The 11,892-nt window shown below is 63.3% G+C and carries 13 protein-coding genes; 4 read left to right on the top strand and 9 right to left on the bottom strand.

The genetic code is table 11. The features are described 5' to 3' along the window. Positions 1 to 56 precede the first annotated feature (56 nt). Positions 57 to 1,268 carry a fatty acid desaturase gene (locus KBY71_RS08560; RefSeq protein WP_254928505.1) on the top strand — a complete coding sequence of 404 codons (1,212 nt, stop codon included), beginning with the start codon at positions 57 to 59 and terminating at the stop codon, positions 1,266 to 1,268. A 144-nt stretch (positions 1,269 to 1,412) separates the two neighbouring features. Here KBY71_RS08560 and KBY71_RS08565 read toward each other — a convergent pair whose 3' ends face one another. Then, positions 1,413 to 1,847: a hypothetical protein gene (locus tag KBY71_RS08565; protein WP_254928506.1), complete on the bottom strand. Its 435-nt coding sequence runs from the start codon at positions 1,845 to 1,847 to the stop codon at positions 1,413 to 1,415. A 339-nt stretch (positions 1,848 to 2,186) separates the two neighbouring features. Beyond that, on the bottom strand, positions 2,187 to 3,482 hold the full coding sequence (locus tag KBY71_RS08570; RefSeq protein WP_254928507.1) for a DUF2252 domain-containing protein: 1,296 nt from the start codon (positions 3,480 to 3,482) through the stop codon (positions 2,187 to 2,189). 221 nt (positions 3,483 to 3,703) lie between these two features. On the opposite strand from KBY71_RS08570, the gene KBY71_RS08575 reads away from it, so the two are divergent. Continuing rightward, a complete protein-coding gene (locus KBY71_RS08575) occupies positions 3,704 to 4,225 on the top strand; it encodes a hypothetical protein (RefSeq protein WP_254928508.1) in 522 nt (173 codons plus the stop codon). Between the two features lie 104 nt (positions 4,226 to 4,329). After that, on the top strand, positions 4,330 to 5,409 hold the full coding sequence (locus KBY71_RS08580; protein WP_254928509.1) for a zinc-binding alcohol dehydrogenase family protein: 1,080 nt from the start codon (positions 4,330 to 4,332) through the stop codon (positions 5,407 to 5,409). A gap of 18 nt (positions 5,410 to 5,427) precedes the next feature. Here the strand turns inward: KBY71_RS08580 and KBY71_RS08585 are convergent, their stop codons facing one another. From KBY71_RS08585 to KBY71_RS08605, 5 genes are all read right to left on the bottom strand, one after another. Beyond that, positions 5,428 to 6,210 (bottom strand): sulfite exporter TauE/SafE family protein, encoded by a 783-nt coding sequence (locus KBY71_RS08585; RefSeq protein ID WP_254928510.1) that lies wholly within the window; start codon positions 6,208 to 6,210, stop codon positions 5,428 to 5,430. A 292-nt stretch (positions 6,211 to 6,502) separates the two neighbouring features. Beyond that, the gene (locus tag KBY71_RS08590) at positions 6,503 to 6,880 is read right to left on the bottom strand and encodes a hypothetical protein (RefSeq protein WP_254928511.1); all 378 of its coding nucleotides are present in this window, start codon (positions 6,878 to 6,880) and stop codon (positions 6,503 to 6,505) included. Between the two features lie 327 nt (positions 6,881 to 7,207). Further along, positions 7,208 to 8,314 (bottom strand): choloylglycine hydrolase family protein, encoded by a 1,107-nt coding sequence (locus tag KBY71_RS08595; RefSeq protein WP_254928512.1) that lies wholly within the window; start codon positions 8,312 to 8,314, stop codon positions 7,208 to 7,210. A 420-nt stretch (positions 8,315 to 8,734) separates the two neighbouring features. Further along, complete coding sequence (locus KBY71_RS08600; protein ID WP_254928513.1) at positions 8,735 to 8,947, bottom strand: hypothetical protein; 213 nt, start codon at positions 8,945 to 8,947, stop codon at positions 8,735 to 8,737. 480 nt (positions 8,948 to 9,427) lie between these two features. Next, positions 9,428 to 9,658, bottom strand: coding sequence for a hypothetical protein (locus KBY71_RS08605; protein ID WP_254928514.1), 231 nt, complete (start codon positions 9,656 to 9,658; stop codon positions 9,428 to 9,430). A 123-nt stretch (positions 9,659 to 9,781) separates the two neighbouring features. Here KBY71_RS08605 and KBY71_RS08610 point away from each other — a divergent pair, with 123 nt between their 5' ends. After that, positions 9,782 to 9,988, top strand: a complete 207-nt coding sequence (locus tag KBY71_RS08610) for a hypothetical protein (RefSeq protein ID WP_254928515.1) — start codon at positions 9,782 to 9,784, stop codon at positions 9,986 to 9,988. Here KBY71_RS08610 and KBY71_RS08615 read toward each other — a convergent pair. Both KBY71_RS08615 and KBY71_RS08620 read right to left on the bottom strand, forming a co-directional pair. Continuing rightward, on the bottom strand, positions 9,959 to 10,396 hold the full coding sequence (locus KBY71_RS08615; RefSeq protein WP_254928516.1) for a hypothetical protein: 438 nt from the start codon (positions 10,394 to 10,396) through the stop codon (positions 9,959 to 9,961). The two genes, KBY71_RS08610 and KBY71_RS08615, sit on opposite strands and share 30 nt — an antisense overlap. 905 nt (positions 10,397 to 11,301) lie before the next feature. After that, a complete protein-coding gene (locus KBY71_RS08620; protein WP_254928517.1) occupies positions 11,302 to 11,586 on the bottom strand; it encodes a galactose oxidase in 285 nt (94 codons plus the stop codon). Positions 11,587 to 11,892 lie beyond the last annotated feature (306 nt).

Below are 11,892 nucleotides of genomic sequence, written 5' to 3' on the forward strand. Positions count from 1 at the left end.
CGGCAGATACCACATCGCTGCTGAGCAGCGCGGTCAGAAGGGGCTGATTCCTAAGCTTGGAGAAGAAATCTTGGTGCAGATTTCAGTCCCTTTGTCCCGCGGCAGCTTCATTGACCCCACCTGTTTCCCTGCAGACCCTCGCCACCGCGCAACGTCCAGCTCCAGTCTCCACCTATCCAAGCAAAGCTGAGCTGCTGGCCTGCCTGCCATTTGAGCTCACCCAAATCAACCCATCAAAAGCCTGGGGAAGTTTGGCCATGTCCTTGGGCCTCTCTGTTTTGGCCTATGGATTTGGAACCCTGATTCCTTTGCAACTCAGCGCTGCCCCCCTCTGGCTGCTCTACGCCGTGGTAACGGGAACAGTGGCAGGAGGTTGCTGGGTCATTGCCCACGAGTGCGGGCACCGAGCCTTCCATCCCAACCCCCGGGTGGAAGCCGTGGTGGGATTTGTGTTGCACAGCTTGCTGCTTGTGCCCTATTTCAGCTGGCAGCGCAGCCATGCGGTGCACCACGCCAACTGCAACCACCTCGAGGCCGGCGAAACCCATGTTCCGCCCCGCTCCGATTCCAGCTTGGGACGCTTTGTGGCTGGGGTTAAGCAGCACCTTGGCCAAAGCCTCTATGGCGTGGTCTCGCTGTTTACCCACCTGATCATGGGTTGGCCGCTGTATTTAATGTTTGGTGTTGCCGGTGGAGAAGATTACGGCAGCCCCAGTTCCCATTTCACGACAGCTGCACCGTTCCGGAATGGGCGTCGCCGCCTCTTTCCCGAATCCTTCCGTCGCCTGATGGTGATTTCCAACCTCGGGATGCTGGCGACCGTGGCTGCACTTGTGCTGGCCTCGATCCATTTCTCTCCAGCCAGAGTGTTGCTGGTGTACGGACTCCCCTATCTGGTCATCAATGCCTGGTTGGTTTCTTACACCTGGTTGCAGCACACAGATACCAACATTCCCCATTTCTCCACCAGCGACTGGAATTGGGCCAAAGGTGCTTTACAGACGGTTGATCGTCCCTATGGACCCCTTCTAAACCTGCTCCATCACGGCATCGGCTCAACCCATGTGTGCCACCACGTCAACCCAACCATTCCTCACTACAACGCCTGGCATGCCACCAGCTTGCTGAAACAGAGCTTCCCTGAGTTGGTTCGCTACGACCCCACCCCAATCCATCAAGCCTTGTGGCGCATCGCCACGCGCTGCAGCGTGGTGCACCAACGCGAAGGCAGTGATGGCTACTTCTATCAGTCCCAGCCATCTCGGTAAGGAGGCTCTGGCAAACGGGGGTTATGGGCGAAGCGGAGGGGGATGTAGTTGAGCATCCAATGGCTTAGAGCGGCCGTGGAGCCCTGATCAGCAGATTGACCCAGGGGTTGAGGAACAGGGCGCTGATGGCGTGGGGATCCACCATCAGCCCCCGCCGTTACCAGGCTTGTCGTCGTAGCTACTGAGGCTGCGGAACATCAGTCCGCCACCCGCAGCGATCATCACGATGTAGGTGGCCAAGGCCCAAAGGGTGGTGGGCATGAAGGTGAGACGGATGCTGTTGAGCACCCCGACTCCCAAAGCGGCTACAGATCCCCAGACAAGGAGATTGGCCCAACGCTTGTAGGCGCCAGTGAACAGTAAGCAGACGCCAATTCCCAAGGGGATCATCAGCAACCCCATGCCGGGGGTGCCGATGGGGAACATGGCGCCACCCCCGCCATAACGCCCCCAGCCGCCACCGCGATAAGTGAGGGCCGAGCTGGCCATCACCTGATTGGCCAGCAGGAAGATGCCGCCGCCGAAGAGGGAACCGCCGGCAATGAACTGGATGAAATCGTTGGTGGGATTGCGGGCCATGGCTTTGGAGGCGTGATTCCAGGTTGCTGCTGGGTAAATCCAATGTCATCCCCCGCATGGGGGGCGAAGCGGGTGGGGGCGAAGCGGTTGGGCATTGCGGCGCGATGGCAGTCCTCGCGTGCTGATGCCACAGCAACTCACGCGCAGCAGCCAGCCGTGACGGCTTGGAGAACTCTCTTGCAGGGCGATCAACGGCCCTCTCCGCCCCGGGCTGCCCGGAAGCGCTGCTCCATCGGGTGGGCGATGGCCATCACGCCCAAGCTGACGGCGATGCCAATGGCACAGGCAAGCAGACGTTTATCCGCCATCAGCAACAGGCTCTTAAATAGGGGCTCGGGCCTACAGCGTCTCTGCCCCGGGTTCATGACCTTGGGTGATGGCTCCCACAAAGGAGGCATGGTGTGCCTCGGCCAGATCCGCATGCTGGATCGCCTGCTCCAGAACGTCCTGGGCAAAGCGTTTCGGATCGCCGATATGGGTGGCAATGGCCCGGCGGTCGCCGCCTCTGGCGTGGGCCTTGGCCAGCGTCCAGCCGCAGAGCCGGCCGTAATCCTTAAGGCCATCGCCATCCAGCTGGGCCACATCCACCGATCCCTTCCAATCGCGGAAATGGCGAACATAGATGTGATCACCTGCGGGGTTGGTGCCCCAACCCAGAAAGGCATCACTGGCGGTTTGCAGCAGCCGCTGCCCCTCCACCACCCGCTGGCCCTGATGCTCCGCTGTGGGCAGAGTTACGTAGGGAGCCAGCACGGAGGGTTCGGCCTGCTTCCCCTGTAGCACCAGGATGTCGTCAGGGTGCTGGCCCCTGAACAAGCTGATGCCGCAGCGGGTGCCGATGGAACCCACGCCCACCGCCTTGAGGGCGGAATCGCTGAGCTGATACAGCGCCAGCAGGTGCTGCATGGTGGAGGAGATCGAGCCCATGTAGCTGCGCAATATGTATTGATTCCAGTCATGCCAGTCCATGCCCGCCAGCCAGGCTTGATCGAGGGCATCAAAGCGCCAGATCAGCGGCGGCTGATGGCGAAAGCGCAGTTCACCCCTGCCATCGGCCTCGCACAATTTGCGCACCGCCTGGCGACTGTCCCGTTGCAGGGCGGCCGCCGTCACCTTGCTCAAATGGGTGCGGAAGTTGGCACTAGCGCGTTCGTCGATCAGGCGCTCCAGCGGCAGCTGGGCAACCCACATCGGGATCTGGGGCATGGCAGCAAACTCCGCCATCGCCTCGCCATAGGCGCGCACCGTTCGCCGGCAGACCCTGCTCTGCTGCTTCTCGCTGAGCCCCAGGCTGCGGGCTGCCAACACGACACTGGCGGCCAGCCGCTGCACATCCCACTCGAAGGGCCCGGGGTGGGTTTCATCGAAGTCGTTGATGCCGAACAGCAGTTGCCGTTCGGGGGAGCCGTAGAAGCCGAAGTTGAGCAGATGGGCATCACCACAGAGCTGCACCATCAGGCCCGAGTGGGGCTGGCGGCCGAGGTCGGCTGCCATCACGATGGCGGCGCCGCGGAAGAAGGCGAAGGGGCTCTCCGCCATGCGGCGCCTGCGTTCGGGCAGCAGCCAGGGCAGGCGGGTGGCCTCCTGTTGTCTCAGAAGCGCCAGCGGATCGGGCCGCTCCATCGACGTGGTCATACCGCAATGGGGGCATCGTCCCCCTCAGCGTGGATCGGCACCCCCGATTTGGCAGCCTCTCGCCTTAGTGCTACTTGCATGGGGATCCGATCGGCAAACCGCAGGGCACCAGTGCGTGGCTCGATCAGCCAGCTCAATCGGTGTGGGCCAGAGCGACACCGCGGCCCGTTGCCAGGAGCCACCCGGCCGAAGCAGCATGCACAAGGTGTCGCCGGATCAGCATGGCCATCCCGGATCCGCGGCAGCTCGCGATCAGCAGGCCTGGCCTGCTGCTGCTCACCGGTGGCGTCGTCCTGGTGGTTCTAGCCGTGAGGAGCTGGGACCCTGTGGGACCCCAGTCCCTGATCTGTCGCCATCGGGACGATCCCAAGGGCCTGATCAATTTCAAGGTCGATGTGGGCCGCGGCATCAATCAGGTGCGCTTCGCCGATGGGCAGACCCTGCCGGTTCAGACCTCCCGCGATCGGATCACGTTCCTGGAGAAGGAGTCCAACAGCTTCCACCTCGCCGACGACGACGGCGATGAGGATGGCCTGGGGGGCGCCAGCCAGGAGCAGCGAGCCCTGGGAATTCCTGCCACGACAGCCCGGGTGGTGGTGCATTTCGACCGTGGCCACGACGTGGAGCACCGCACCACGATCGACCGCCAGCGCCTCACCTTCCAAGAGCAGGCCCTCACGAAGGGAGGCCAGCCGGGGGCGGTGATCATGGACGGCCGCTGTCAGCCGGTGGCGTCGGGCTGAGCGGGAGGGAGTGAGCTTTTGAGGTCCCCGCCGAAGCGATCGCCGCCCTGCAAGCCGGCACCGCCATTCACCGCGAGATACTGATGCAGCGGCAGGCCTGAGTCATGCGAGCGATCGGCTACCAGGAGTTGCGATCGGCGGAGGATCCCCTCGCCCTGGTCGACATTGAGCTGCCCGATCCCACCCCCGGCGCCTGGGATCTGCTGGTGCGGGTGGAGGCGATCGCGGTGAACCCGGTGGATACCAAGGTGCGCCGGCTCGATCAGCCGGCGGCGGGCGAATGGCGCGTGCTGGGGTGGGATGCGGCCGGCAGCGTCGAAGCGGTGGGATCAGCGGTGCAGGGCTTCGCCGTGGGCGATCCGGTCTGGTATGCCGGTGCTTTGAACCGGCCGGGCTGCTACAGCGAGCGGCAGCTGGTGGATGCGCGCCTGGTGTCGCGGCGGCCGGCTGGCTTGAGCGCTTCCGAGGCCGCTGCCCTGCCGCTCACGGCGATCACCGCCTGGGAACTGTTGTTCGATCGCCTGCGGTTGAGCCAGGGGCCCGAGGCCCATCGCGGCGAGGCGCTACTGGTGATGGGCGGGGCCGGAGGCGTGGGCTCGATCCTCGTGCAGCTGGCGCTGCAGCTCACGGGGCAGACGGTGATCGCCACGGCATCCCGGCCGCAGAGTCAGGCCTGGCTGCGGCAGCTGGGGGTGCAGCACGTGATCGATCATCACCAGCCCCTGCTGCCACAGCTGCAGGCCCGGGGTCTGGGGGAGGTGCAGCGGGTGGTGAGCCTCACCCACACCGATCGCCACTTCGAGCAGCTGGTAGAGGTGCTGGCCCCCCAGGGCGCCCTGGCCCTGATCGATGACCCTGCCCCCGAGGCGATCAACGTGCTGGCGCTCAAGCGCAAGAGCCTCTCGCTGCATTGGGAGCTGATGTTCACCCGCTCCCTGTTTCAGACGACCGACATGGCCGAGCAGGGCCGGCTGCTGGCGCGGGTGGCGGAACTGGTGGAGGCCGGCCGGGTGCGCACCACCCTCGGCGAGGATCTCGGCCCGATCTGCGCCGCCACGCTGCGCCAGGCCCACCAGCGGATCGAGAGCCAGAACACGGTCGGCAAGCTGGTGCTCAGCGGCTGGGAAGCTCAGCCCCCTCAGCTCCTTGAACCAATCCCTGAAAAGTCAGTCGGGGCGACATGAGCGGGCGCTGGCTTGCCATCAGATCTGCATCATGCGCATCGCAGGATGCTGCCAGCCCAACACCATCGCTCCGAGCTCGAGGGCCAGGGCGCCAATCAACAGTCGGTAGATCCACAGACGGGCGTTGGTCCCCAGCGCCAGCGAAGCGCCGAGCCAGCCCCCCAGTGCACTGCCCAGCATCAAGGGCAAGGCCGCTCCCCAGGCCACCTGGCCGCTGTGGATGAACACCGCTAACGACACCACCGTGGCGGCGCCGATCAAGACGGCCTTGACGGCGCTGGCCTGCTGCAGGGCCAGCCCGCCCACCAGCACCAGGCTCATCAGGAGATAAGTGCCGGAATCGAGCACGATCAACCCGGTCCATAGGCCCACCCCAGCAGTGATGACCAATAAGGCCAGGCTGGGGTTGCGCTGGCTGCTTTCGGGATCACCGTCACGCAACCAGCGTTGCGGCTTGAGCATCAACAGCACCAGGGCCAGCACCACGGCGATGTGCACAAGCACCCTGATTTGCCCCATCGGCAACATCGCCGCCAGCAGAGCGCCAACCAGGGCGCTAACCAAAAAGCCTGGCAGCAACCTCAGGCACAAGCGCCAAGGGATCGCCTTGCTCTGTTGAAAGCGCCAGATGGCGGTAGCCATGCCCACCAACACCGGCAATCGGTTGGTGCCATTGGCGATCGCCGGCGGCAGACCCAAGGCCAGCAGCAGTGGCAGGCTGATCGCTGAGCCGCTCGAGGCGGCCGCATTGAGAAAGCCGCAGAGGATTCCTGCCCCCAGCAAAGCGATCCACGTGCCCATCGAGCCCCTTTTAACTTCAATATCCCACCGCCCGGCGCAGACAGGATGATCAGCCGCAGAACCCTGCTCCAGGCCGGTGTGGGCATGGCAGCGGAGACTGCAGGGGAAGACTCAGTTGTCCTCTGGGCAACCATGGGCTGTGCCATGAAGAGGCTTCTACCAGAAGGACGATGGAGCGACTCCTGATTGCCTTGAAAGACTCCTTTTGTCCGTGCTTGGAGGGAGGATCAGGGGCCAATACAGTTGGCCTAGACAAGTGACCTAAGCAACTGCGATCAACCCTCGTGACATCTCAGAGCCCAACTTTCACCTTCACTGGTGCCTGGGGATCCATGTCCACCTGGATCGGTTTGCTCTCGTCCACCTTGACCTGAATTGGCTGGGCATTGCGTACCTGCACCTGCAGCGGCGCTCTGTTGGTCACGCTCAGATTGATCGGAGCATGCTCAATCACTTTCACCGACAAGCTGCGGGTGGGTTCAATCTGAACCGCCCTTGGCATGTTCAGCTCCCCCTTCACCTTGCCGCTGAGTTGCAGCGGCTCCGTGAAGCTGTGCTCCAGCTTCACCTGGATTGGATGTTGGCTGAGGCGCATCACGCCGGCTAGTGCCATACCGCCGAGCGCTAGTGCTGTGACCGGCCAGCGCAGCTTCAGCCAGAGGGGAGTCATGCAAACCGGTAGGGGGACCCCCATTAAATGGCGCAGACCGTGAAATGCCTACGCGGCGCCGGGAAAGCCTGCTCCGCAGCTACCACTTGGGTGCAGCGCTGACCTGCTCTTCCCCAGGTCGCGGTGTTCTTCATGACGGTGCCGGCTTGGGCAACCCCACTGGGCGGCTGCCAGCAGTTCCAGCTGAGCTGGTCGATGGCCAGGACCGCAACAAGCCGGTGGCGCTCCTGGCTCATAGGGGAAGGGTGAGCTGGGCGCAGTGACAGCGATCAGTCCAGCATCCGGATCCAGACCCACCGCAGGAGAGCCTGGTCAACCAGGCCGCCCTCAGGGCATCAGGGTGGTGACGCGCATGGGTTGATCCAAGGGCATGGTTTTGATCTGCCCACCCGCCAAGGGCAGCTGATCAAACCTCAGGCTGCGCAGGTCCGGGTTGTCGTAGGTCTGGATGTAATACACGAGGTTTTTCATGTCGGCGGCGACTGTCCACTCGGTGATTTCGTAACCCGCCGATGTGTCGGCACCGCCGTAGGCGCTGCCCACCGGCAGATTGATGCTGCCGGGCGGCAGATCGAACTGCCCCAGGATGCGAAAGGCGGTTCCCACCTGTTGCTGCGTGCTCAGATTCGTTGGTGCGAAGCGGGCGAAGGTGAAAGCCTGCACGAAGCGTGAGGAAGAGAGAAAATCTCCCGGCAACCCATAGAAGCCTTCGCCGGAGCTGGCGGGGGGTAAGGCCATCCCACCCACCTTGAGGGTGGGTGCTGGATTGTTGCTCATGTTGGCGGCATCGCCCACACTCGCCAGGTGGAACGCCAGGGGGGGGTTGTTGGTGTAGACGCCCGTGGGGTTCTCCTTCAGTTGCAGGGCGCCGTCGATGTATTCCACCGAGAGGGAGCGCCCCTGGTTGTCATGCAGGGTCATGTGAATGCCCACGGTGCCCCCGAAAGACGCCAACGGTGCTCCATTCACCAGCACCTTTGGGAGCCCGGCCTTCACCTCATCCAGCGTGCCGAACTGGCTGAGCACGTACGTGAGCATCTGCCAGCTCACGATCGAGTTGCGCGCCTGAGCGGCAGACACGTTCTGGTACTTGGCCCAGCCGGGGAAATTCAGCATGCCGCCGGACAGCCCCTTTTCATTCATGCCGTCAACCACCATGTCGAGACCGAGAACATTCAGTCCAGCCACGGCATAGCGGGTGGTCCACGGCTTCCCGCTCCCAGCCTTGCCGCTCGGGCCAACACCCACGAGCTTCGTGCCGCGCTGAATCAGGATCGCCTTGCTTTGCATCGGCATCCCAAACTCCATGGTGCGTCCGTAGACGCGCCCGTTGTCGTTCCCCTTCAGGGTGAAGCTGGTGCAGGCCTGGCTGGTGCCCGTTTGCAGAACAGAGAGAGCCAGGGCAATCACGGCGATTCGGGCGCGCTTGATCACGATTACGGCGGTGGAACGCTGACAGCAGTTTTTTAGGTTCCCTGGACGGGGGTGGCTTGCAGGTCGCGGGATTTCTTCGTAAATCCCGAGCGCTGGTCGCAATCGAACCCCAGTTCATTGCCCAGCGGCTGCCCGAAACAGGCCGTTGCCTCCGTTGTGAACTTGCTGCTGGGGTGGTGAGCCTGGGGCTAAAAGGCGCGGCGCTCCATCGCGGTGAGCCCATCGCCAGGGTGAAGGCCAACGCCGAACCCGCACGGCTGCGGCTGCGGATGGTGGCGTGATGGGCGCTGCCTGGCCTCAGAGAAAAACGCCGTCTCCGAAACAGGCACTTTTCGGAGACAGCACTTCAACACAGCATCAACTGCTCAGCGAACATGCCAGCGATTGAGCGAATGACCGCCATCGAAGGAGACGGTCTATCTAAAAAGCTAAATCAAGGAACGGGGAAAACTTCTTAATCCAGCTATCAAAAGCAAAGACACAATAACCAGGTGTTAACTCAACTAGGCACACCAATTCGAGGCGCCGCTCTACCGCCTTAGGGCTGGGCGCCGCCCCGGCCGCCAGCGGCATGGCAGCAGATGCAGCAAGGGTGAGCGCCGCCAGGGCAGGCGCAGCAATACGGCGAATCATGGGCTTTTCCGTGTTCTCCTCCTCTTTAGCGCAGGGTGGTGCCCACTGACCTGAGGAATCGCTGAGAGTTCACTAGTGCGGTGGTGCCCCGAACCGCCAGCATCTCGCTACCATCCCTGCCAGCCATGCCCCACCAGTTCGCGGTGCTCTTGGCGGACGATGCTGGACGCTGCCCGCGCCGAGGACATCACACCCGCCGAGCATCTCCACGGGAGGGTGTCAGAAGCCCTTTCTGAGTTTGTCGTATGTAGGCACCACCTCAGACTGCCCAGTGTGGCGCGGCAAGCAGAGCAGTGGGCACGCGCGCGGTTGCAGCTGGTGGCGTGATGGGCGCCGCCTGGCCTCTGAGAAAACGCCGGGATCGAAAAGCCCTTTCCCGATCTAGGCACTTCAACACAGCCCCCTAAAGCAGCGCAGTTGTCACGCCAGCAGATCAAGGAATGACCGTAAGCGAACGAGTAATTACCTAAAGAGTCGCGGTCAAGGGGTGAATTTGCTTATAAACTTTTCAACCTGTTGCTGTAAAATATAGAATTCAAGCAAGCAAAATGGAATTATCTTTAGCTCTACGCATGTATTGGCAAAATTTGCAGCCCGTTTTTCTGCAACTGCCACTACATCTTTTGGCGCCGCCCCAGCGGCCAGCGGCATGGCAGCAGATGCAGCAAGGGTGAGCGCCGCCAGGGTAGGCGCAGCAATACGGCGAATCATGGGCTTTTGAAGGCTCTCTTCATCTCTAGCCCAGGGTGGGGCCTGCTGGCCTGAGGGTTGGCTGAGGGTTAACTGAACGCTGCACCCCGATCAACCAGCATCACGCTGCAGTCCCTGCCCGCCATGCCCAAGTTCGCGGTTTTCTTCGCTGACGGTGCCGGCTTCGGCATCGAGTTGATGAAGGCGTTGGACGCTGCCCACGCGCAGGACATCGCCCGCGCCCAGCACCCGACGGAAAGACTCTCAGCAGTGCCGGCTGAGCTGGCATTGACGCTGGGGTCTACCGAAATGACGGGATGCTTAAGGATCGACGCGGATCTCCCAGCCTGAAAGCACGGTGGGCCGATCTCCGGGACCGCGGGTGATCGTGTAGGCGAAGCGGCTGCCGTCGGGGCTGATGAAGCTCACCAGGCTCTGGCCGTAGGGATACATCGCTGTCCCGATGCAGTCGGGGCTCACGCTGTAGGTCGTGCGCATCGTGCCGGTGGCGCCACCGGTGCCGCGGTAGGTGAGTTCGACGCCACCTTTACCGTCATAGACCTCACGGCCGGCTTCGGCGTAGGGCTTGCCATCCAACATGCCGACCGAGCTGTAGAGGTACGTGCCCTTCAGGGTGGCGTTGTTGCAACGGCCGGAGGGAGAGGCTGGCTGTTCCGCCCATGCGGCCGGAGCCCAGACCAGTGTCAGCAGGGATGCCAACAGGGCAGGCAGGGTTAGCAGACGGAAACGGGCAACCATGGAAAAGGAGCAAGACCTGCTCCAGGCAGCATGACGGATGATGGGCTCTCTCAAGTTTTCAACGCGGCGTCGGTCGTCTACCGGCAGAGCTGGTCGATAGCCAGGACCGTCACCAGCTGTTGACGGCGTGGCTCAGGCGGCGGGGTGAGCTGGGCACTGCGGCAGCGATCAGTCCAGCATCCGGATCCAGGTCCACCACAGCAGAGCCACCGGCACCATGGCCAGTGCCAGCACAGCAAGGCTCTGAAGCTTTCTGAATTCATTGGCCCCACTTTGTCCTGCCGCGCAGGGCCACCACCAGCTCCTCGCGGCGTAGCTCAGGGGGCAGGAGCAAGCTTTTAGGCGCGTTTTGGGCGCGCCTAAAGCGGCAAATCCCTGAAAAGTCAGTCGGGGCGACAGGAAAAGCTGGCGCCAAGGGTCAACCGCGCCCCCTGCCCCTCAAGCACCGGCCGTCAGCCCGCCTCCCGCAGGCCCGGTGTGGATCCGCAGGTGCGGGCCCAGGCCCTGGCGTAGGTAGAGCGAATCAACACCGAAGTGCAGCGCGAGCGGCTCGAACGCGCGTTTGCCCAGCGCTGATGACGTTGAAGACCCAGCTGGAACCCATGCCGATCACCCCCGCTTCGGTTGAGAGGTCCTGATCTCACAGACGCAGATCGGCAGCGGATTGGTCAGCGACTGGAGAGCTTCCTGGCAGACGGCGATCCAGGCCATCGAGCAGTCGCCCTGAGCACGGTGCTACGACTCCGCCCAGCGGCCCGAGATGAGCTACCGCGGAACCCGGCGTGCCCTGATGCGCCGCTTCCCCTACGGCGTCATCCACCCGGCTGTTCCTGGCTGGCAGTGCTGCATTGCGGTCGCGAACCCAAGCTCTGGCGGCAGCGCTCTAGGGGCTGACTGCAGGCCGCTCAGGCCACCTCGGGCGCCCAGCCCTGCTGACGCGTCATGTCGTCAGTCCAGCCCTGGCAGCGGCTGGTGAGGTGCTCACCGTGGGCGATCAGGCCCTGATTGAGCTGGCAGGTGAGCACCGGGATGCAATTCACCCCGGCGTGATGCCGAAACCAGTGGCAGGTCATGCAGACCTTGCGGCTGCGGGTCTTCACGAGCACTTCGCTGTCGAGGTAGGACCACTCCTCGATCGGGACTTCAAGCCAGGCGGCCAGGGCCGCAGGCCGGGGCAAGGGGACACCCATGAGTCACTCCAAATGCGTACACCTGTACTAGCACCGTTGGAAAGGCTTGGCTGCCGCAGCCCTCGGGGCTGGGTACGGTTCAGAGAGAGGAGAGGTGCCGATGCTCCGCGAACTCGTGCTGGCCATCGGCATCCCCCTGCTGGTGCTGCTGCTGGCAGCGTTGGCGCTGGAGCAGTGGGGTTGACGTGGACCCCGGCAATCGGTCCAGGGTGAATGAGAGTCCTCATCCGGCCAGACTGGGCCGGGGATTCGACCATGAAACGCACCAGGCACACAGCGGAGCAGATCATCCGCAAGCTCAAGACC

The sequence above is a fragment of the Cyanobium sp. T1B-Tous genome (assembly GCF_024345475.1).
Lineage (GTDB): Bacteria > Cyanobacteriota > Cyanobacteriia > PCC-6307 > Cyanobiaceae > Cyanobium_A.